This is a genomic window from Vibrio tubiashii ATCC 19109 (assembly GCF_000772105.1).
Lineage (GTDB): Bacteria > Pseudomonadota > Gammaproteobacteria > Enterobacterales > Vibrionaceae > Vibrio > Vibrio tubiashii.
Genome location: NZ_CP009355.1, coordinates 1,426,309 through 1,447,544 on the forward strand (window position 1 = coordinate 1,426,309; position 21,236 = coordinate 1,447,544).

Below are 21,236 nucleotides of genomic sequence, written 5' to 3' on the forward strand. Positions count from 1 at the left end.
GGTATAGCATGCAGGATCCGCTATTAAATTCACTTATCTACGTCAGTCGATACTACGGGTTAGCGAACTCTCCAGAGGCACTCATAAATGGCTTGCCTCTGTCAGACGGTAAGCTGACACCCTTCCTATTTCCACGTTCGGCGGAACGTGCCGGGTTAGTAGCAAAAGAGAACCGATCTGCTCTCACTGAGATTTCACAGCTTGTGTTACCCGTTGTGTTGATCTTAAAAAGCGGCGATGCCTGTGTTCTCAACAGCATTAATGACGACAAGACAGAAGCGGAAATCGTTACTGGCGAGTCAGGTTTAGTACCGATTTCACTCCCTATCGCCGAACTTGAGCAACTGTATATTGGTCGCTACTTCTTAGTAAAGAAACAGTTCCGTTACGATGAACGCTCTCCAGAAGTGCTTAAAACCCGTGAAGGGCACTGGTTCTGGGGTACGATTTGGCAATCGAAAAAGATCTACCGCGATGTACTTATCGCCTCGATCTTAATCAACCTATTTGCCGTCGCAGCGCCTATGTTTACCCGCTTAGTGTATGACAAGGTGGTGCCTAACCTTGCTTTTGAAACGCTTTGGGTACTGGCAAGTGGTATCTTTGTTATCTTCCTCTTCGACTTAACTCTCAAGTTAATGCGTAGCTACTTTATTGATGTGGCGGGCAAGAAGTCAGACATACTGATTTCATCTAAGCTGTTTAGTAAAGTCATGGGGATTCGTATGGAGGCTCGCCCTGCTTCGGTCGGTGCATTTGCACGCCATCTTCAGGAGTTTGAATCTATCCGCGAGTTCTTCACCTCTGCGACCATTGGTTCATTGATCGATTTGCCTTTTGCGATTCTGTTCTTAGTGCTGATTTGGTTAATGGCAGGTAACTTGGTCATCGTCCCTATCGTCGGTGTGCTGATTTTGGTGATCTACTCTGCCTTGATCCAAGGTCCATTAAGACACACCATCGAAGAGGGCTCACGTTTAGCGTCTCAGAAATACGCCAACCTTATTGAGAGCCTTTCAGGTCTTGAAACGGTCAAGCTTTTTGGTGCACAAAGTCAGTTCCAGTTCCGTTGGGAAGAAGCGGTTGCTCATATGGCGAACTGGAATATTAAGAGCCGCCGTATCACTGATGGTATCCAAAACACTGCGGGATTTGTTCAGCAAGCCTCTAACGTGGGTATGATTATTCTCGGTGTTTATCTGATTTCCGAAGGTGAACTGACTATGGGTGGGCTCATCGCCGCTACCATGCTCAGTGGTCGCGCAATCGGCCCTATGGTTCAGCTATCTTTACTTTCTACTCGCTACAACCAAGCAAAATCATCGATGACCATCATTGAGCAAGTGATGTCCATGCCAGACGAACAAGAGGAAGGTAAACGCTATATTCACCGCCCAATTATTCACGGTAAGATCGAGCTAGATAAGGTCACATTCCACTACCCTGACTCTCCGATTGCCTCTATTCGAGATTTAAGCCTGACGATTAACCCAGGTGAAAAAGTGGCTATTATTGGTCGTATTGGTTCAGGTAAAACCACCCTTGAGCGCTTGATCATGGGTTTATATAAGCCTACTGAGGGCCATGTCCGAATCGATGATACCGATATCGAACAATTGCACCATATTGATATTCGCAGAAACATCGGTTGTGTGCCGCAAGATAGTCAGCTCTTTTATGGCAGCATACGTGACAACATCACGCTAGGTCGTCCTCTTGCTGACGACAGAGATGTACTCGATGCCGCTAACCGAGCGGGTGTCACCGTGTTTACGCAGCAAGACCCCGCCGGACTAGAGCGCCAAGTGGGTGAAGGCGGTATGTTACTCTCTGGAGGTCAACGTCAGGCAGTGGCTATTGCTCGCTCTTTACTGGGTCGTCCGCCCGTCTTACTTTTGGATGAGCCAACTAGTGCGATGGATAACCGCTCTGAAATGCACATCAAGCAGCAGCTTTCGCAATTGAAGTCGAGTGAGACGCTGATTCTAATCACTCATAAAACATCGATGCTCGATGTGGTAGACCGCGTCATTGTGATGGAAAAAGGCTGTGTAATTGCCGATGGTCCTAAGTCTGAAGTTCTAACCAACCTCAAACAAGGCAAGGTTAGAGCGGTTAATTAGTGACTCAGTTTAAACCAATAGAAAAAGCCATTCGGATAACCCGAATGGCTTTTTGTTAGAGTTTTACATTGTAGCGAATGGTATTAGTTAGTTGGGCAATTCGCCGTACCTACTTCTTTCCACACGCCCCATTGGCCTGACTGTGATGGATTATCACCTTGAGTCCACCATTTCGCTTCCCAAACTTTACCCGCCCAAGAAACTTGCTCACCGCCGTTGTATACCGCTGTATCAACCCAAAGATTGCTACATAGCTCTCCACCTGTTGACTTCTTAGCCACGACAACGGTCGCAGAAGCCGTTGATGTTGCTTTTCCATCACTAACCGTCACAGTAAAGGCAAGTGATGTGTCCGCAGTGTATTCTGCCGCAGTAAATGTCACGCTAGACCCGTTTACTGTTGCATTAAGACCTGCTGGTACATCCCAAGTATATGTAAGTGGATCGTTGTCAGCATCCGTTGAAGCAGAGGCATCAACCACAACAACATCACCCGCATTAACATTTGCTGGCGCTGTTACTGCCGCTACCGGCGCTTGGTTCACTGGTGGAACGTCTTTCGAGTTCACGGTAACCACAACCGTATCTGAAGCTGACGCACCTTCATTGTCTGTCACTGTAAGCTTAAAGCTAAGCGTTTCTGTCTGCGTGACTTCAGCCACAGCGAAGCTTGCACTCGCACTGTTCGCTCCAGTAAGTGTCACTGGCGCTCCAGACACTTGTGTCCATTGATAACTCGCAATCGTACCATCTGAGTCTGCTGACGCACTGCCATCCAAGGTCACATTTGCTGGACCAACAACAATCACATCCGCACCAGCGCTTGCTTGAGGCGCACGGTTTACTGGTAGACCACCAGCTAAACCTTCATGCATTGCATTAAGGATATCGCCGTTATCTGCATCAATCTCCCAAGAGAACAAGCCTGCAAGACCTAGACTACGAACATAAGCCCCTTTGGCTTTTACAGAACGGTCATCATCGAATGTGATCAGCTGACCTGTAGTACGGTTCCAAACCCAAGCGGCTTCAGCTTGTGCATCATATCCATACTCAAAGCCGTTAATGCCTGTATTATCAGCACCAAGCATGAAAGACTTCACACCTTTGTAGTCGATTACACCGTCTTCCCACACGCCTTGAGCGGTTGAACCTTTAAGTTTACCGTTCCCGACACCTGTCATTGGATCAGTTGGATCCGATAAGGTGTCTGGCGTCACGCCTTCCCAGCCTCGACCATACATTGCTGCGCCTAGTACTAGCTTGCTCGCAGGTACACCTTGTGCCAATAGAAGCTGAATACCATTGTCAGACGTGTAAGCTGGACCTTTATACGGTTCTCCATTTTCGTCTACACCCGTGCCATCACACTGACCTGGACGCATGAAGCTACCACAGTAAAGCGCCGTTTGATGACCTACAACGTTGTTCCAACCTCCGTAGAAGTCGTAAGTCATAGCGAAAATGTAGTCCATATATTGAACCGCATCAGCATAGTTCACATCTTCAATCTTGTCGTAACCCACACCAATGGCAGAGGTGAGTTCATAAGTTCTGCCTGTCGATGCTTCAAGTTCATCGAGCATTGCTCTTAGCTCTTGCATCAATGCAATATAGGCTGGGCCATCATTGACTGGATCACCCAAATTAGCCGCCGCACCGCCGCCGCCAGGGAATTCCCAGTCAATGTCGACACCATCGTAAAATTTCCATGTGTTTAGGAAACGTTTAACAGAAGCAACAAAGGTGTCGCGGTTGGCTTTAGTGGTAAAATCAAAAAATGGGTCAGAAAGCGTCCACCCCCCGATTGACGGGATGATTTTTAGATCTGGGTTACGCTGCTTAAGCGCCATCAACATAGCGTAGTTGCCCTTGATAGGAGAGCTATATTCATGCCCAGCCTGAGGGAAGCTCTTCTGGTACGCTGCCCAAGGGTCATGAATAACAACTTCATAATCAGGCACTCCCTGACAAGCTGTCATCAAAGCATTGTAACTATTGCCGCCTACCGACTTAACCGATTCATTCGGTCCACAAATTGGTATAAAGCCATAAAGTATATGAGTCAGGTTGTCGGCTGGTAGATTATCGACTGTATAGTCACGGCCATAGATCCCCCACTCTACAAAGTAGGTACCAACAACTGTGTTTGGATCTGTGTTGTAAGATTTATTGTTTGGGTCGATGTTCATCGCTAATGGCTTCAAATGTGAGCCATCGGTATCAGCGACAGTCACCTCAACAGGTGCGCTAACGCTACATCCCGTTGCATCACATGCTTCAATGGTCATCTGATAAAGGCCGCCTTTACCATATTTGAAGCTTGCTGTAGTTTGACTGCCCGCAATTGGGCCTGTTGCAACTTGCACACCATCAAAGTAAACCTTGTATGTGTCACCCGTCGTGCCACTCCACTGATTAAACTTAACGGTAATATCCGCCTCATCGAAATACTTGACCATCTGGTTGTAACCAGACGTCGTCTCCATCGCCAACTGAATCTTAGAAAACTGAAGATTATTGGAGCCATATACATCAACACTTGGAGCCGTTGGTGCCGCTATTGTCGTGCCTGAGATCGCTAATGCGATACCCGCCGCGCACAATGTAATACGATTCATACCTATTTCTCTCATTCCTTGTATGTTCACTCTAAAATCAGAGCTAAATCTGTTCTTTAACGAATTAAAGAACATCACAACCAAGTATTTAAGAGACTTTTTTTTAGGAGAAAAAAATAAAGGCTATTTTCGAGTGACGATAAGAAATCATTTTGTTGTTGCTAAGTTGTTACATTCCAAAGTGGATATCGAGCCAAAATTTATAAATTCAATTCGCGTTAGCATAAATAATATATCAATCAACAATTTACAGACATCAATGCTATAAAGTCATTGATAGCCAACATAGAAAACTACCACAGCTTAGTGAAGCTATGGCAGTTTGGATAACATTTGTTAAATCAGAAAAAGCAGATTATTTGGACTTAAAACGCGCCGTGAAATGACGAAGTACAGGCGGCTCGTAATCAAATGTCAGCCCTTTTAGCTCGTGCGCACGCTCTTTCAAAGCGATGATCGCATCGGCAATATAGTCCATGTGATCATTGGTATAGACACGTCTTGGAATGGTCAGACGCATCAACTCTAGCTCTGATGCTTTTTGTTCGCCAGTTTCAGGGTCTCTACCAAGAAGCAGTGAACCTATTTCGACCGCGCGAATACCCGCCTCTAGATACAAAGCATTACACAGAACCTGCGCAGGGAACTCATCAGCTGGGATATGGGGAAGTATTTTAGCCGCATCAACAAACACTGCGTGTCCACCTGTTGGGTATTGAATTGGAATTCCACCTTCTCTTAGGCGCTCACCGAGATACTCCACCTGGCTGATTCGGTAGTGTAAGTAGTCTTCATCCGCGCCTTCGTACAAACCACGAGCAAGCGCTTCCATATCGCGCCCCGCCATACCTCCATAGGTCACAAAACCCTCCATAGGTACGCAGCGTGTCTGAACCGCTTGAAAAAGTTCTTCATGATCGCGGATACAACAGAGACCGCCGATGTTGACCATAGGGTCTTTCTTCGCTGACATAGTGAGCATGTCACCATATTGGTACATCTCGCGAATAATTTCTAAGATAGATTTATCTTGATAGCCCGCTTCGCGCTGTTTGATGAAATAGGCATTTTCGCAGTAACGCGCAGAATCAATCACAACCGGAATATCGTTTTTGGTTGCAATCTCATACACGGCACGCATGTTTTCCATTGAAACTGGCTGACCACCAGAACTATTACACGTCACGGTGGTGATAATGGCGCAGATGTTTTCTGAGCCGTGCGCCTCAATCGTTGATTGCAATTTGTCTAAATCAAAGTTGCCCTTCCAATCGTAAGGTGTTGTCGTATCAAAAGCGTGTTTATCCACCACGTTGATAGCCTTCCCGCCGTTGAGCTCAATGTGACCAGCCGTAGTGTCAAAGTGATAGTTCGAAATGAAAACTGGCTCTGTTCCCCCGCGAACGGCTTTCATTCGCTCAATGAGTGCAGGAAATAGAATTTGTTCAGCACCACGTCCTTGGTGCGCAGGCACGGTGAGTTTATAACCAAAGAAATGTTCTACCGCTGCGCATAGGTTGTAGTAGTTTCGGCTACCTGCATAAGACTCATCCCCCATCATTAAGCCAGCCCACTGATTATCACTCATCGCTCCGGTACCTGAATCGGTCAGCAAATCAATGTACACATCGTCACTTCTGAGTAAGAAAGGGTTTAATCCCGCTTCATTTAACGCGTCAACTCGATCGTCATACGTCGTCATTTTGATCGGCTCAACCATTTTGATACGGAAAGGTTCTGGAATACGTTTCATCATTAATGTCCTTTAAATAGATCTAGTCCCCCGCTGCAATTAATCGCGGGTAATATTGATTTTGATTAAGATTTTTTAGGCGCTGAAAGCACCTTAAGGTCATTAACGAAGAGTCGTTTCTTTGTTGAGCAGGGAAAGGGTGTAATCAACGTTATACCATGGCGACAACACTAGTCTGCTGTCTAACATATCGGTATATGCCATAGCGTTATCCTCCTGATTCATTGAACACCTAGTTAATATAGTCTAGTTATTATCCAGATTACCGTGAAAGATAGCTCAAATTTATAAACTGGCGTGCCACATTAACGTGAGCACTAATTAAGATTTGATGAATTTTTCAAACTTCTTACATTCGCATCTTGAAATCATGCGGCGAGCTAGGCACTCTCTTTGCAGTTTAAGTGCCTGTTTATTAGGAACCAAAAATGAAAATAAAAACAACATTACTTGCTGCAATCGCTTTAGGTACCAGTGGTCTAGCCGCTGCTGACGTTACTATCTCGATTCCAGACACTATCGACGTCTTAGTGGTGAACGATGCAAAGCCTGAGCTATCAGGCAGCTTCTTTTCATCCAAAACGCTTACGCTACCGAATGGAGAAAGCCAAATCCTGTTCACTTACCAACCGTATTTCGACCAAGGTAAAGATCGTATCATCCTCGAAAGTGATCCGATCATCGGCACATTCAATGTGGCTGACCAAGAACTGGAGTTTGACTTACCGAAGTATCGCAATGAGCACGAAGGTTCAAAGAAGATTCGTAACTTAGAATGGTCTTTAAAAGATGAAAACGGTCAAGCGATCGAGATGAAGCAAGACAAGTTGGTTAAAGACGGGATGCAAATCGGTCGTAACCACAAAATCGAATTGGCTGAGTATAATCGTCGTGGTGGTGTCGCAGCAGTTTCAACAGCGGCGGTTGTGCCAGTTACTTTACCAGCACAGGTTAACGGTAAGCCTGTGAAAGCTGGCGATAACACTGCAGAAGAAATGCTGCATTTCTGGTACAGCAAAGCAGATGCGGAAACCCAAGCTCGCTTCAAAGCATTTGTAAACCAGTAATGATCTGAGTGAGGGCCCGCTGACCTTTTGAGCTGACTTTGCAGTAAAAAGGCGCGCAAACCCTAACAAGCCAGTACTATACAAGTACTGGCTTTTTACTTTCTTGGCCTGTAGAGATCCGGTAACACTCCTGCGCATTCTCTACCAAGCAATCAAATACCTTGCGATCAAGCTGATTGCGATTAACCATCTCTTCAATGATCTTAATCGCTTCCTCTAAAGGTAGGCCTTCTCGATAAGGGCGGGATTGGGTGAGCGCTTGAAAGACATCCGTCACCGCAATTAATCGGCTTGGCTCATCTAATTGATGAGCGGCTAACCCCAACGGATAACCTGAACCATCAAGTCGCTCATGATGATTTGAAGCCCATTCAACTATCTGCTGATTGGTAAACATTCGCTGTATTGCGTGACGTGAATCTGTAGCATGACGACGAATACACGCATACTCCTCATTCGATAGCTGTGCAGGTTTATGCAGTATTGCGCTCGGTGTTTTAAGCTTTCCAATATCGTGGATCAACCCTGATAGATAGAGCATTTTTCGCGCTCGTTCAGAATAACCAAGCTTACGAGCAAAAAACTCGGCGAGCTGAGCAACATGCAATGAGTGCTGATAGGTAAATGAGCTTTTCGCATCGACAATCTGAGCAAACAACTCCGCTACTTCAATCGACTCGTCTAAGCCAATAGGATCTCGATAAAGCGGAGTGAAAGTATAAGACAGGCTCTCTATATATCTCGCTTCCATCGAAAACCAGAAGTCATCGCACTGAACCAACTCACTCATCACTCCGACTTGAGTCGGTTCAAACATAGTACCCGAGTTTGCTTGTAGCTCACCGATAATACTCTTCTTACTTGCTTCAGTGATATTGCCATACGAATCTAACGCATAATTGCCGTGTAGATAATCAAGACGATCAGCTAAAAACAGCAAGGTCGCGTACTGCTTAACATCATCACTCACAGCATGAATGCCTTTTAACTCTTGCCACCAGGTATGATGGAGTAAAACAGGCATGGCAAGCTCTGACAAAGGTCGACAAGCTTTAAGCAGCTCATAACCTTTGACACAGTGTTTGCGAGTATTCCTTGGCGCGAGTGCAGCCAGCAGTTCACCTACTTCAGCACTCTCAGATACTCCACAATCATGAATCAAACCCAATGAGAAGACAGTTTGACATCGTTCTTCATTCCAACCCATCCGCTGAGCACAGCGATAGGCGATATACGCGACTCGGTGTCCATGATAAATATCATCAACACCTACCGCATCGAGGGCATAAGCAATTTCAAATAATACGCGACGTAGATCTACGCTAACATCGTCTTGGGCCACTTCCATACTAACGCTTTAGTCATTTATAAATAATTTTTATGCAAGGCAGGTTAAACGAAAGTACTATCTATAAACCATAAATTATGAATGGTTATTAACAGAATTGTGAACCGTGCAACGTAGTGCGTATTTTTCGTGCTAGAAATCAAACTCTTTTTTCATTTAATTAATCTAGCCATCACCTTTGTAGTTTGTTAGGTTAGTTTAATTAACATATGCAAGGAATAGACTATGTTTACACAGAAAGTGGATGAAGATATTTCCATCGCACTGGTTCAAGAATCCTTTGCAGTCAAATACAGTGAACTGGTCACTGACCAAATTGACTATTTATCCCAATGGCTTGCTTGGCCACCCCATTGCACGAGTGAACAAGACTTTCGTCTATTTGTACAACGCGTGCTGCATGAATACGCAGAAGGAAAAACCATTACTTGTGCCATTGTGTATCGCGGGGAGATCGTTGGAAACTGTAGCTGTTTCAATATCAGCGATGATACTAAATGCCTAGAAATAGGCTATTGGTTATCAAAGCACCACCAAGGCAATGGAATTGTCACTCGCGTTGTCAAACATCTAATCGATTTTGCTTTTAACGAGTTAAACATGGAAAAAGTCCAACTTTCAGCGGCGGTAGAAAACCGAGCAAGTCGGAGTGTTGCTGAAAGGTCAGGGATGGCGCTGGAAGGTGTGATCACCAATCAAGAAAAAATCGGTGAACGGATTCTCGACCACGCTATCTATGGCATTCACAGAAATCGTTAGGGTTGAGTTGACGCTGAGCACAATTTTACTCGTTATCTCATAGATATAGAGTGCTATATGCTAGGATTGCGCTCGTTTTTAAACTCTCGGGATAGATGTTATGCCCAGCTATGCAAAGTTTCTTCTTATTGCCGTTGCGTTAGGTGCCGGTTTCTTTGCCAGTGATATTGTTAAGTGGTATCAATCGACAAATCAACAGGTATCTCTAGACGACTACTGCCTGCTTACGACTAGCCAGTGTCAGCAAGACTCTATCTCTGTTCAGGCGAATAAAGACATCACTCACCCACTCGTCCCTACCCAAGTGACGGTCAACTGGGAAAACGCCGACAGCGATAGTCTGATGATGACTTTAAAAGGGTATGAAATGGAGATGGGCACTGTTGTGTTTAAGATCGACAAATCTGACTCGGGAACCTTTACTGGTGAAGTCGTGTTACCTGTGTGCACAGAAGACGCGATGACTTGGTATGGCACCATCACTGACGGCAAACAATCAATCAATACATCGATAAGGATGGAACGATGAGTAAGAACTGGTCATTAATCCTAGTCGCCGCCTTTGTTCTTGGCTTTGGACTGAAAAGCTATCTCGATCATCAAAGTAGCGAAATTCCTGTCGCACAAGATACATCTAGCATTACGCTGTTTGGTGAAGACAACAAAGCGGTGCCACTTTTCGACCCTCAAGATACACGAGTTAGAGTCGTTTACTTTGGGTTTACTCGTTGTCCAGATGTATGCCCAACGTCTTTGGCCATGCTGGCAGGCGCGCTGAACCAAATTGATCAAAAAACGAAAGAACACTTCCGCCCAGTGTTTATCTCGCTGGATCCTGAACGAGATGCCGCTGCTGACTCATACAAATACGCTCAATACTTTCACCCAATGATTGAGGGGCTTTCAGCGCCTTTAGAGGTCACTACCCCACTTGCTCATCAGTATGGTGTGATTTTCCGTAAAACCGAGTTAGAAAACTCTGAATTGAAATATACGCTGGATCACAGCTCCTATTTCTATTTCCTCAAACCAGATGGCACATTAATCACAAAAGTGCCACACACGCTCACTCCAGCACCGCTGGTTGAAGCCTTTAAAACGATTACATCAAAAGGATAGTCAGGATGAAACTTAAAGCCCTTCTCTTAGCCTCTTTAGCATTAAGCCCTTTTGCTTATGCAGATTCAGATATCATGGCTCATCACACCTACGCACGTGCTACGCCACCCAATGCAGCGACCAGTGCCGTGTTTGGTGAGTTTATGAATCATAGTGATAAAGACCGTTATATCGTCTCCGCTACCACAGATGCGGCAGGTAAAGTTGAACTGCACGATGTGATCAAAGAGGGCGATGTGATGAAAATGCGCCAAGTTGAGCAAATTACCATCCCCGCAAATGGGACTGCGATACTAAAACCTGGCAGCTTACATATTATGCTTTTCAACCTGACGAAACCTTTTGCTGAAGGCGACAACATTGATGTTCAGCTCACCTTTGCCAACGGTGACCAGCAAACCATCACTGCTCCGATTAAGAAAGTAATGAGTGGTATGAAACATCATCACTAAACATTAGTTTAAGCTATTAGAGGTGGGCAAATGTTCACCTCTTTTGCTATGATAGCTGGCGTAAACACAAATAAATCCATAGGAGGATACGATGATTGTACTTAAAACCCACCCGGCAAAATTGGTGAAGTCACTTTAATAACCCACTTCTACCCTTCCTTTGCCCGGTGCTATCTAAACCGGGGTCTAAAGACCCTAGCAAATTTATATAGATACAGATATCTGTATGCTTGGGGCAACTATGAATACCAAAGCAAATACGCCAATGTCTTTAGCGACACTTGGTTGGAACAACCTATTTCAACAGCAACTAACACTAGAAGATTTAGAGCAAGAGTTCACTGCCGCTCGTATCACTGAGCACCACCGCAGTGGGTATAAGCTATTGAGCGAATCTGGTGAGTTGCCATTAGAGATCCATAAATCGCTACCCTCTATGACGGTGGGTGACTGGATTTTGATCGACAGCAATCAACACTTTGTGAAGCTTTTGGACAGACAATCCTTGTTCCATCGCAAAGCAGCAGGTAGCAAAGTCAATGAGCAGCTCATTGCTGCTAATGTCACAACCTTGTTTATTGTTTGCTCACTGAATGAGGATTTTAATCTCAGTCGAATTGAGCGTTACCTCGCGATTGCCCATGAAGCTGATGTTGAGCCTGTCATTGTCCTAACTAAAGCAGACTTAGCCAGCGATGTAGAAGACAAGAAAAGGCAAGTACAGCAGCTAGACCCATTGTTGATGATCGAAACTGTCAATGCGCTTGATAAAACACACTGTGAAAAGCTACTGCCTTGGTGTCAAAGCGGGAAAACCGTCGCCTTCATGGGCTCATCAGGTGTTGGCAAATCGACATTGGTGAACACCTTGCTGCAAGACCAAGTCCAGCTCACAGGCGGTATTAGAGAAGATGACAGTAAAGGTCGCCACACAACAACGAGTCGCTCTATGCACTTTATGCCGACAGGGGCCGTTTTAATCGACACCCCAGGAATGCGTGAATTGCAATTGATTGACTGTGCAGATGGCGTAGCTGAAACCTTCTCTGACGTGGAGTCACTAGCTGCACAATGCCGATTTTCGGATTGCCAACATCAGGACGAACCTAACTGTCGCGTGAGAGAGGCCATCGAGTCAGGTAAATTGGAAGAGAGGCGATTAACGAACTATATGAAACTACTGCGAGAGCAACGTCGCAACAGTGCAACCATTGCTGAAAAACGTGCCTCGTTTAAAAAGCAGACCAAGTTTTATAAAAAAGTTCAAAGTGCGAGCCGTAAACAGAAACACAACAACGACTATTAGGGTCATTCTCACGACTTAGTAAAAGGGGCGCTCGCCCCTTTTTTGTTACCCCATAAGCACAATATTAAAACATAAAATTCACAAAAACCGATTGTAGTTAATTTTTAATGCTAATTTTCAATTAATTCTAGACACAATGTTTCAAGTCGCTAGTATGTCTGTCTCAGTTTGCAATAACTGAAATTACTATAAATTTATAAAACTATTCATTGCAGGGATAACTATGCAACACAACTCTCTTATTGCACGCTTTGCACGTGGCAATCTGGTTTTGCAGATCCTAGCCGGCATCATTCTTGGTGTGGGTTTAGCGACCGTCTCTCCAGAGCACGCAAAAAGCGTCGGTTTACTTGGAAGTCTTTTTGTCGGAGCACTAAAAGCAGTAGCGCCTATTCTTGTTTTCATTTTGGTAGCAGCGTCGATTGCTAACCAAAAGAAAAACCAGCATACCTACATGCGTCCTATTGTGGTTCTTTACCTTTTCGGTACCTTTACTGCCGCTTTAACCGCAGTGGTACTTAGCTTCTTATTCCCAACCACGTTGACGCTTGTTTCTGGTGCTGAAGGAGCAACGCCTCCGCAAGGTATTGCGGAAGTACTTAACACACTACTGTTTAAACTTGTCGACAACCCAGTCAACGCACTAATGAGTGCGAACTACATTGGCATTCTGGCTTGGGCTATTGGTCTAGGTTTAGCACTACACCACGCCTCAGGTACAACAAAGGCAGTGTTTGAAGACTTAAGCCACGGCGTTTCTCAGATCGTACGCTTCATAATCCGCCTAGCACCATTTGGTATCTTTGGCCTTGTTGCTTCAACACTGGCAACGACGGGTTTCGAAGCACTAGCTGGTTACGCTCAATTGCTAGTGGTTCTTTTAAGCTCAATGGCGATCATCGCATTGGTTGTTAACCCAATCATTGTGTTCGTTAAAACAGGTGAGAATCCGTATCCACTGGTTTTGCAGTGTATTCGTGAAAGTGGCGTAACAGCATTCTTTACCCGTTCAAGTGCAGCAAACATCCCGGTGAATATGGCACTGTGTGAAAAGCTAAAACTGGACGAAGATACTTACTCAGTATCCATTCCGTTAGGTGCAACCATTAACATGGCAGGTGCTGCAATTACGATCACGACGCTAACACTTGCCGCTGTCCATACTATGGGCATTGAGGTTGACCTACTCACCGCTTTGCTGCTTAGTATTGTTGCTGCGGTTTCGGCGTGTGGTGCATCTGGTGTTGCGGGTGGCTCTCTACTCTTGATCCCACTTGCTTGTGGACTGTTTGGCATTCCAAATGAAATCGCGATGCAGGTTGTTGCTGTTGGCTTCATCATTGGTGTTGTGCAAGATTCAGCAGAAACCGCACTTAACAGTTCAACTGACGTAGTGTTTACTGCCGCAGTATGTAAAGCGAAGCAAAAACAAGCTCATAAGTAATTGCTAGATGATATCCAATAAAATGGCCTCGTGAGTAACGAGGCCATTTTTTTATTGCTTATCCATTGGCGACTGAGAATAGTCTACTTTGCTTGATGGCTCACTGACTTTAACTTCTTCATCCGAAGGGGAACCTGCTTCTACTTGCAATGTGTTATCTGAAGCCACTGTTCCCAAAGCATCAATATGTTCATCTGTTGGTATAGAGCGCTTATAAAGTTTATTCAGAGCTTTAATGATCGAATGTTTACCGACTTTATTGTCGCTAATCCTTTTAACCATAGGTTTCGCTAAGCTTTGTAAACCAACAACCGTGTCTACCCCGATATTCAAAGCCACCTTATCTCTGAGATTTCTTGCCGGTTCATGGCCCAATTGGCCAGCTAAGAATAGCCAAATATACGCCAAAGCATTGCCATTGGGTTTTTGATCCATCCATGCTTCACCCGCTTTATACATCGCGTCAAGGTGGCCTTTTTCTGCGGCTCGCTCAAGCCAGTAGATGCCGCGCTCAAAATTACTCACCACGCCACGCCCTTGGATATAGTTAAGCCCTAGCTTCATGCGCCCTTCATTACTGCGCAACTCTGCTGCTTTGCGGTAATAGTCTGTTGACTTACTCGGACTTTTGTCTGGGTTATTCGCCGCGATATACCAATCGCCGAGGAAAACTAAAGCATTGATATGATCTTGTGCAGCAGCAGACTCCATGACAGATAACCCTTTCGGCAAATTCACTTCGGTACCTCGACCAGTAAACAGTGCCTGAGCCATTTCAAACTGATGAGGTAAGCTGCCCTCTGAAGCTGAGATGCACACCTGCCAAAACTTTGCTTGTTCCTTAAGCACAAGGTCTTGCTTCATCTTGTTGCTAATCCGAACAACGCCGTACATGCCAGTGACATTGTCGAGTTTTGCCGCCTTTGTATACCAATAAACCGCTTCTTGAGGCCTTGTGCGCTCAGACTCTTTAGCTAGATACAAAATTGTTGGTACATGACCACCTTCGGCTTTCATGATTCTTTCATCATGCTCTTGCTTACGGTTCTTTTCCATCGCTTTACGATAAGCGAGCTCGCGTTCTTTACGCTCCTGTTCGAGACGTTTTTTACGCAAGGATAGGGCTAGCATCCACAAAAACATGCAGAGAAGCAGCAAACCTGTCGCCCCAATGGCGATCCCCATGATATTCATTTGTTGTTCTTTTACTTCCTTTAGGCGATCTACTAATAATAGTATCGGCACAAAAACCAAATGGTTGAGCGCACTATCTTAACTCAGAACACTAATCACCGTTATGTAATCGACATAAGGGTGGTATCTGCTTCACAACGTCAATCATAACTCTACTTCTATCACGCCTATATCTTATTTTAGCGACAAAAATTTTCTTCCATTCGACACCTTCGCTACTACTATTTTAGTCAACGCAATCGAATACACTGAACTCAGGCAAGAGACTTTCACAAGAAATCGAGAAAAATTGACCAAAAACAATAGCGGTGACGATGAGCTTATTTTATAATGCGAATTAATGTTTCAGAGCATCATAAATTCCAATACTAGGGGCAAAAAATGAGACTTATCCCGTTAAATCAAGCAGCACAAGTAGGTAAGTGGGCAGCGGCGCACATTGTTAAACGTATCAACGATTTCAAACCTACTGCAGAGCGTCCTTTTGTTCTAGGTCTACCAACTGGTGGTACACCTTTGGCGACTTACAAAGCGCTTATCGAACTGCATAAAGCTGGTGAAGTTAGCTTTAAGCACGTAGTAACATTTAACATGGATGAGTACATTGGCATCCCTGCGGATCACCCTGAGTCATACCGTTCATTCATGTACAATAACTTCTTCAACCACATTGATATTCAAGAAGAAAACATCAATCTTCTTGACGGTAATGCACAAAACAACGAAGAAGAATGTCAGCGTTACGAAGACAAAATTAAGTCTTACGGCAAGATCAACCTATTTATGGGTGGCGTAGGTAACGACGGTCACATCGCATTTAACGAGCCAGCATCTTCTCTATCTTCACGCACTCGTATTAAAACGCTAACGGAAGATACTCGTATCGCTAACTCTCGTTTCTTTGATGGCGATATCAACCAAGTACCAAAATACGCGCTAACCATTGGTGTAGGTACGCTTCTTGATGCTGAAGAGATCATGATCTTAGTAACAGGTCACAACAAAGCACTAGCTCTTGAAGCGGCAGTAGAAGGTAGCGTAAACCACCTATGGACGGTATCTGCACTTCAGCTACACCCTAAGTCAGTAATCGTATGTGACGAGCCTGCAACTCAAGAATTGAAAGTGAAGACTGTAAAATACTTTACTGAACTTGAAGCAGAGAACATCAAAGGTTTCTAATTCCTTTGCCCAAATTGAAAAATCCGAGCAATGCTCGGATTTTTTTATTCGGTCAATACTAGCTTTCAGGGATCTCTCCTCGCCCTTTCTGTCCTGCACTCGCAACCCAATGTTCATTCGGGTCAAACGCTTCATCACAAAGGTCTATCGAGTAACCCATCTCTAGCACTTCTTTGATGGTGAGATTGTCCGCGACTTGAGTCACTTCACCACGTTCGTTACGTAATTCCATATGCGCATTCCTCTCAATAAGATGATGTCTTCTTATTAAGTATACTCAAGAATTGAGAATTCATATGACGATTAGAGAACTGCTACAAAGTGAACTTCTGTTGCATGGAGCAGAAATTTAATCCTTCAATAAGCGCACTTACATACTCCAAGCTTTCATCTTCAAACTTAACGCCATACTTTACATAGTGGCTAGTTTTTGACACGTTTTTGACTACGGCTTTGAGTACCTCATCAACAGCAGGGCTCTCTTCATCTATACTGTGAATTTTTAGCTCCACCAATGAGCCAACTCTGTAGTTAGTTTTACCTCTATCTACAACAATAAGACATCCTTGCTGGGAAACGTCTCTAATTTGACAAAGATACTTACTGCCCGCAGGCGCAAGTATTCCATCAAGACTAATCTCTAAGCGCGCACTTTCTCTCAGACCAACAACCACTTGAGTAGCCTTCGGTAAGGTGACGAGAAGTAAATCATTTTCCCCACCACTCAAAACGTACTCAATCTTGCTCTTGAAGTAGACTCGCGCCCCTTCTCCTTTTGAAGAGATTACACAGGCTTTTAATAGGTAACCTCGCTGCATAAACTGTGACTTTTCTTTAGGAGATACCGTCGGCATTTCGAGCAGTAGGATATTGTTTGAATGAAGACCTATGTACTTGGTGCGACATTTGAGAATTTTCCCAGTTGGTGTTGTCACTATGCATGCCACCTCACATAAAGGCATCACATTGAGAAAGGCATCTTCTCCATAATGAATCGACCCAGATGGCTCTGCACTTTTATCCATTCGATCTTGAGGTTGATTTTCTGGAGAATTAGCCTGTTGTTGGGGACTATCAGATAGTTGTAACTCTTCTAAGTTTTCGTTTTTCTTTTCAGCTACGTCCACAATCAGCGACTCCTATGCAATTTATCACTTATTTATTTATAGTCGCTCAAACGTAAATTGGAAAACTAGTCTGACCCGTTATATATGCAACTATAATTCTAGCCTGGTCATCCTACTACAAAAATCAAATCTGAAACATTAGCTTCAATCAAAAACTAAGGAATCAAATATGAAATATAGTGATCTTAAAATTTACCACTCCTCATCGACTAAAGTCTAATACACTACGGAAAATATAGACTTACAGAGCGATAACCTCGTCATCACTTCAAACATCACCCTTCGCAAAACATCAAATAAGAAACAGACAGACACAAATCAATCACATAAAGACAAACAACCCTTCACAACCAAATCAAAAACAAAACCACCGCTATTTAGATAATTGTAAGTTAATCAGAAAAAACTGACTTATCTGATGTTATCGTCAGTTTATCTTCCAATAAAAAAGCTCTAGCAGAGGCTAGAGCTTTTTTGGTGTTTGAACCAGCAATGAAGAATTATGGTTGCTGCTTAGTAGGCGCTAAAGCAATTTCGCGAACACAAACGTTTTGCGGTTGGTTATAAGCAAACTCCACAGCGCGCGCCACATCATCGGCAGCCAATACACCGCCCATGTCAACTTTCCAGTCATCGTAACCATCTTTGATCTCTTGAGACGTAGTATGCGATAGCAGTTCAGTCTCCACAGCCCCTGGTGCAATGGTCGTAACGCGAACATTAGACGCGGCCACTTCTTCTCGAACGTTTTCAGAAATCGCGTGAACAGAAAATTTAGTACCACAATATGCAGCGTGATTAGGGAATGTCTTCTTACCTGCGATTGAGCTGATGTTGATAATTGTGCCGCTATTACGCGACATCATTGGCGCTAGCACTGCCTGCATACCGTTCAAAAGACCGATAACATTTACATCGAACATACGCTTCCATTCGCTAGCATCTTGCGTATCGATTTGACCAAGTAACATCACGCCTGCATTGTTCACCAAGCCATCAACTGGACCAAACTTAGCTTCCGCTTTAGCAATTGCCGCTTCAAAAGTTGCTTTATCGGTTACATCGACTTGCTCGCACATTGTGTTCGGAAGTTCTAATGCCTCTAGGCGCTCTACACGACGAGCCAACAGAAGTAGAGGATGACCTTCGTTGCTTAAACGACGAGCAATCGCTTCACCAATACCTGAACTAGCACCTGTGATTACAATAAGTTTTTTCATCTTAATATTTCCTCTGGTTTTGATTGAGATACAGCCTGTTTCGCTGCGATGGAGGTATATTAAGAAAAATGACTTTGTTGATATATATCACTTCAGTTGAAACACTGTTGCCATATTGCAACAATAAAGATTACTCAATTGATGGACTCTTATATGTTGAATCAGGTTAACCTCGCAGATGTACGCTCATTTGTTCTAATTGCTCAGCTTGGCAATTTTACCAAGGCAGCCGAAGCGCTAGATGTGTCGCGTTCGCACGTTTCACGACAAATAAGCAACCTAGAGAAGCAAATGAAGGTAACATTGCTAATCCGCACTACCCGCAGCTTAAAACTCACTGACGCAGGAAAACGATTCTATTTGCAGTGTGAGAAGGCCCTAGCGGGTATTGATCAAGCTATATTAGCCGCCGTCGATGATGTGGAGGAAGTTCAAGGTGAAATTCGGGTTAATTGTGTTGGCGGCTATCTAGGGGAAGAACTGATTGCACAGATCACTTGCGACTTCATGATGCAGTACCCAAATACACAGGTTAATCTTGACTTTAGCAGCCATAGAGTCGACTTACTGGAAGAAGATTTTGACATCGCCTTTCGTATGGGACGTTTGGATGACTCTGGCTTTGTTGCTCGAAAATTAATGACTATAGAGATGAGTACGCTCGCAAGCCCACAATACCTAGATGTTCATGGTCAACCTTCGCACCCCAAAGAGCTTACTCTGCATCAATGCCTAACCGGCTCTGTCAAACGTTGGGGATTCAACCATAAAACCACCAGAGATAAGACTGAGATCGCCATTCATGGGCATTTGCAATGTAAAAATGGACGTGTTTTGGTAAAAGGCGCGTTGAATCACCAAGGCATTATTCGAGTCCCTGCCATTTACTGTCGAGCGGAGCTAGAGAAAAGAGAACTAGTCGAAGTGTTCAATGATTGGTCTATCCCTAGTGTAGATTTCTCTGCTATTTATCATCGAGACAGATACCAACCCAAACGCTTGAGGGTTTTTATAGATTTCGTAAAGCAGCGATTTGATGCGCTGTCAATTTAGCGCAGAAGCAAGCGTCCAAGTAACGCTACAGCTAACTTACGATATTTTAGCAGCAGATAACTCCGCGGCAACCAAGTGGGGGAATAGAGGACCGTCTTGGCTTTAGAGAAAGTACGAAAGCCTTCTTCTCCGTGATATTGTCCGATCCCTGACTCACCTATTCCGCCGAATGGCGCATCCTCTGCTGCCACATGCAACAGGGTGTCATTGACCACTACACCACCACTATGAGTTTGTTCAATGGCTTGGTGCTGCAAAATTTTGTCGTTTGACATCAAGTACAAAGCCAATGGCCTTGGTCTAGCGTTAATAAAGGCAAAGACTTCGTTGAGATGGCGATAACCGATAATTGGCAATATTGGGCCAAAAATTTCTTCTTGCATAAGAAGCATCTTATCAGAAACACCTGTCACTAACTGCGGAGCCATTTGTCTAGTCTCTAGCTCTAAAAAATCGATGGTGTGAATTGTCCCACCTAGACTTTTTGCGTCGTGCAAATAGTGTTGTAATCTTTGGTATTGAGCTTCACTAACGATCGATGTTGAAGACTCTAAACTCCCTTCTTTTACATAGAGCCGATAGAAACGTTCTAAATATCGCTCAATGAACTGCAGCTCTTTGCCCTGAGGAACCAAAACATAATCAGGTGCGACACAAATTTGTCCTGCATTTATGGATTTGCCGAGTAAAATTGCATCTACCGCCTTGCCAATATCCGCATCGCTACCAACAATAACCGGAGATTTTCCTCCAAGCTCTAAAGTCACTGGCGTCAGGTTTTTAGCCGCTTCAGCAGCAACGAGCCTTCCTATCTTTGTTGATCCAGTAAAAATCAGGTGATCAAAAGGTAGCGCGCTAAAGTACCGTGCTATTTCTGCTTCTCCTTCAACTGGATACACATGCTCCCCTACTTCAGAAAATAGGTCACTCAGCACCTGGTTGGTGTTTGGCGTATGTTCACTAAGTTTCACCATTACCCGATTTCCCGCGGCAATCGCCGTCACAATAGGGGCAATACTCAGTACGATAGGGAAGTTCCAAGGCACCATTACCCCAACAACACCTAAAGGTTGATAATTAACACGGACTTTGGAAGGGAACAGTAATAAACCCGCCTTTCTTTTACTGGGCTTGAGCCACCTCTTAAGATGCTTGATGGTGTAGTTAATATGGGCAATTGCAGGCAGTAAATCACAAATCAAACTGTCAAACTCACTTCGGTATCCATAATCTTGGTGCAGCGCATCGACTAACATTTGCTTGCGCTCTAAGAGTTCATATTTGAGGGTACGAAGCAACTCTAAGCGCTGCTCCAGTTCCGGATAAGGCATACTGCTATAGCTGGCTTTTACTTCAGAAAACAGGTGCTTTAAGTCTTGCTCTGTTTTGACGTGTTCCTTCTGCCAACGATTAAGATCGACCACTTTTTCCATACGATAGCCAACAAGTTTTTCTTCAATTCTTGGTT

At 44.3% G+C, this 21,236-nt stretch carries 18 protein-coding genes; 10 read left to right on the forward strand and 8 right to left on the reverse strand.

Features of this window, described 5'->3' with window-relative positions; translation table 11 throughout:
- Positions 1-8 precede the first annotated feature (8 nt).
- Positions 9-2,123, forward strand: a complete 2,115-nt coding sequence (locus IX91_RS21595; RefSeq protein ID WP_004745796.1) for a type I secretion system permease/ATPase — start codon at positions 9-11, stop codon at positions 2,121-2,123.
- A gap of 83 nt (positions 2,124-2,206) precedes the next feature.
- Here IX91_RS21595 and IX91_RS21600 read toward each other — a convergent pair whose 3' ends face one another.
- Together IX91_RS21600 and IX91_RS21605 are read right to left on the reverse strand one after the other, a co-directional pair.
- Entirely contained in the window at positions 2,207-4,744 is a 2,538-nt protein-coding gene (locus tag IX91_RS21600) for a glycosyl hydrolase family 18 protein (protein WP_004745795.1), read from the reverse strand.
- Positions 4,745-5,099: 355 nt separating this feature from the next.
- Positions 5,100-6,497: a tryptophanase gene (locus IX91_RS21605; protein WP_004745794.1), complete on the reverse strand. Its 1,398-nt coding sequence runs from the start codon at positions 6,495-6,497 to the stop codon at positions 5,100-5,102.
- Positions 6,498-6,925: 428 nt separating this feature from the next.
- Here IX91_RS21605 and IX91_RS21610 point away from each other — a divergent pair, with 428 nt between their 5' ends.
- The gene (locus tag IX91_RS21610; RefSeq protein ID WP_004745793.1) at positions 6,926-7,564 is read left to right on the forward strand and encodes a DUF2057 family protein; all 639 of its coding nucleotides are present in this window, start codon (positions 6,926-6,928) and stop codon (positions 7,562-7,564) included.
- 76 nt (positions 7,565-7,640) lie between these two features.
- On the opposite strand, the gene IX91_RS21615 is transcribed toward IX91_RS21610, so the two are convergent.
- Positions 7,641-8,912, reverse strand: coding sequence for an HD-GYP domain-containing protein (locus IX91_RS21615; RefSeq protein ID WP_004745792.1), 1,272 nt, complete (start codon positions 8,910-8,912; stop codon positions 7,641-7,643).
- A gap of 225 nt (positions 8,913-9,137) precedes the next feature.
- Between IX91_RS21615 and IX91_RS21620 the strand changes: the two genes are divergently transcribed.
- The 6 genes from IX91_RS21620 to sstT all read left to right on the forward strand — a co-directional run bounded on the left by IX91_RS21620 (position 9,138) and on the right by sstT (position 13,992).
- Positions 9,138-9,671 carry a GNAT family N-acetyltransferase gene (locus tag IX91_RS21620; RefSeq protein ID WP_004745791.1) on the forward strand — a complete coding sequence of 178 codons (534 nt, stop codon included), beginning with the start codon at positions 9,138-9,140 and terminating at the stop codon, positions 9,669-9,671.
- 100 nt (positions 9,672-9,771) lie between these two features.
- Entirely contained in the window at positions 9,772-10,200 is a 429-nt protein-coding gene (locus IX91_RS21625; protein WP_004745790.1) for a hypothetical protein, read from the forward strand.
- Positions 10,197-10,790 (forward strand): SCO family protein, encoded by a 594-nt coding sequence (locus IX91_RS21630; RefSeq protein ID WP_004745789.1) that lies wholly within the window; start codon positions 10,197-10,199, stop codon positions 10,788-10,790. The genes IX91_RS21625 and IX91_RS21630 overlap by 4 nt, the downstream gene beginning before the upstream one ends.
- Positions 10,791-10,795: 5 nt before the next feature.
- Entirely contained in the window at positions 10,796-11,242 is a 447-nt protein-coding gene (locus tag IX91_RS21635; RefSeq protein ID WP_004745788.1) for a copper chaperone PCu(A)C, read from the forward strand.
- A gap of 241 nt (positions 11,243-11,483) precedes the next feature.
- On the forward strand, positions 11,484-12,548 hold the full coding sequence (rsgA, locus tag IX91_RS21640) for a ribosome small subunit-dependent GTPase A (protein WP_038197797.1): 1,065 nt from the start codon (positions 11,484-11,486) through the stop codon (positions 12,546-12,548).
- Between the two features lie 223 nt (positions 12,549-12,771).
- Positions 12,772-13,992 carry a serine/threonine transporter SstT gene (gene sstT, locus IX91_RS21645; protein WP_004745786.1) on the forward strand — a complete coding sequence of 407 codons (1,221 nt, stop codon included), beginning with the start codon at positions 12,772-12,774 and terminating at the stop codon, positions 13,990-13,992.
- Positions 13,993-14,043: 51 nt separating this feature from the next.
- Here the strand turns inward: sstT and IX91_RS21650 are convergent, their stop codons facing one another.
- A complete protein-coding gene (locus IX91_RS21650; RefSeq protein ID WP_004745785.1) occupies positions 14,044-15,186 on the reverse strand; it encodes a tetratricopeptide repeat protein in 1,143 nt (380 codons plus the stop codon).
- Between the two features lie 381 nt (positions 15,187-15,567).
- On the opposite strand from IX91_RS21650, the gene nagB reads away from it, so the two are divergent.
- A complete protein-coding gene (gene nagB / locus IX91_RS21655; protein ID WP_004745784.1) occupies positions 15,568-16,368 on the forward strand; it encodes a glucosamine-6-phosphate deaminase in 801 nt (266 codons plus the stop codon).
- 58 nt (positions 16,369-16,426) lie between these two features.
- Here nagB and IX91_RS26715 read toward each other — a convergent pair whose 3' ends face one another.
- The 3 genes from IX91_RS26715 to IX91_RS21665 all read right to left on the reverse strand — a co-directional run bounded on the left by IX91_RS26715 (position 16,427) and on the right by IX91_RS21665 (position 18,715).
- Positions 16,427-16,600 (reverse strand): hypothetical protein, encoded by a 174-nt coding sequence (locus IX91_RS26715; protein ID WP_004745783.1) that lies wholly within the window; start codon positions 16,598-16,600, stop codon positions 16,427-16,429.
- Positions 16,601-16,682: 82 nt separating this feature from the next.
- Entirely contained in the window at positions 16,683-17,495 is an 813-nt protein-coding gene (locus IX91_RS21660) for a PilZ domain-containing protein (RefSeq protein ID WP_004745782.1), read from the reverse strand.
- A 500-nt stretch (positions 17,496-17,995) separates the two neighbouring features.
- Positions 17,996-18,715, reverse strand: a complete 720-nt coding sequence (locus tag IX91_RS21665) for an SDR family oxidoreductase (RefSeq protein WP_004745781.1) — start codon at positions 18,713-18,715, stop codon at positions 17,996-17,998.
- Between the two features lie 153 nt (positions 18,716-18,868).
- Here IX91_RS21665 and IX91_RS21670 point away from each other — a divergent pair, with 153 nt between their 5' ends.
- Positions 18,869-19,768, forward strand: coding sequence for a LysR family transcriptional regulator (locus tag IX91_RS21670; protein WP_004745780.1), 900 nt, complete (start codon positions 18,869-18,871; stop codon positions 19,766-19,768).
- Here IX91_RS21670 and IX91_RS21675 read toward each other — a convergent pair.
- Positions 19,765-21,201 carry a coniferyl aldehyde dehydrogenase gene (locus IX91_RS21675; protein ID WP_004745779.1) on the reverse strand — a complete coding sequence of 479 codons (1,437 nt, stop codon included), beginning with the start codon at positions 21,199-21,201 and terminating at the stop codon, positions 19,765-19,767. The two genes, IX91_RS21670 and IX91_RS21675, sit on opposite strands and share 4 nt — an antisense overlap.
- Positions 21,202-21,236: the final 35 nt, after the last annotated feature.

Coding starts and splice junctions, on each gene's coding strand:
- IX91_RS21595 (WP_004745796.1), top strand. CDS start 9: ATGCAGGATCCGCTATTAAATTCACTTATCTACGTCAGTCGATACTAC.
- IX91_RS21600 (WP_004745795.1), bottom strand. CDS start 4,744: ATGAATCGTATTACATTGTGCGCGGCGGGTATCGCATTAGCGATCTCA.
- IX91_RS21605 (WP_004745794.1), bottom strand. CDS start 6,497: ATGAAACGTATTCCAGAACCTTTCCGTATCAAAATGGTTGAGCCGATC.
- IX91_RS21610 (WP_004745793.1), top strand. CDS start 6,926: ATGAAAATAAAAACAACATTACTTGCTGCAATCGCTTTAGGTACCAGT.
- IX91_RS21615 (WP_004745792.1), bottom strand. CDS start 8,912: ATGGAAGTGGCCCAAGACGATGTTAGCGTAGATCTACGTCGCGTATTA.
- IX91_RS21620 (WP_004745791.1), top strand. CDS start 9,138: ATGTTTACACAGAAAGTGGATGAAGATATTTCCATCGCACTGGTTCAA.
- IX91_RS21625 (WP_004745790.1), top strand. CDS start 9,772: ATGCCCAGCTATGCAAAGTTTCTTCTTATTGCCGTTGCGTTAGGTGCC.
- IX91_RS21630 (WP_004745789.1), top strand. CDS start 10,197: ATGAGTAAGAACTGGTCATTAATCCTAGTCGCCGCCTTTGTTCTTGGC.
- IX91_RS21635 (WP_004745788.1), top strand. CDS start 10,796: ATGAAACTTAAAGCCCTTCTCTTAGCCTCTTTAGCATTAAGCCCTTTT.
- rsgA (WP_038197797.1), top strand. CDS start 11,484: ATGAATACCAAAGCAAATACGCCAATGTCTTTAGCGACACTTGGTTGG.
- sstT (WP_004745786.1), top strand. CDS start 12,772: ATGCAACACAACTCTCTTATTGCACGCTTTGCACGTGGCAATCTGGTT.
- IX91_RS21650 (WP_004745785.1), bottom strand. CDS start 15,186: ATGAATATCATGGGGATCGCCATTGGGGCGACAGGTTTGCTGCTTCTC.
- nagB (WP_004745784.1), top strand. CDS start 15,568: ATGAGACTTATCCCGTTAAATCAAGCAGCACAAGTAGGTAAGTGGGCA.
- IX91_RS26715 (WP_004745783.1), bottom strand. CDS start 16,600: ATGGAATTACGTAACGAACGTGGTGAAGTGACTCAAGTCGCGGACAAT.
- IX91_RS21665 (WP_004745781.1), bottom strand. CDS start 18,715: ATGAAAAAACTTATTGTAATCACAGGTGCTAGTTCAGGTATTGGTGAA.
- IX91_RS21670 (WP_004745780.1), top strand. CDS start 18,869: ATGTTGAATCAGGTTAACCTCGCAGATGTACGCTCATTTGTTCTAATT.
- IX91_RS21675 (WP_004745779.1), bottom strand. CDS start 21,201: ATGGAAAAAGTGGTCGATCTTAATCGTTGGCAGAAGGAACACGTCAAA.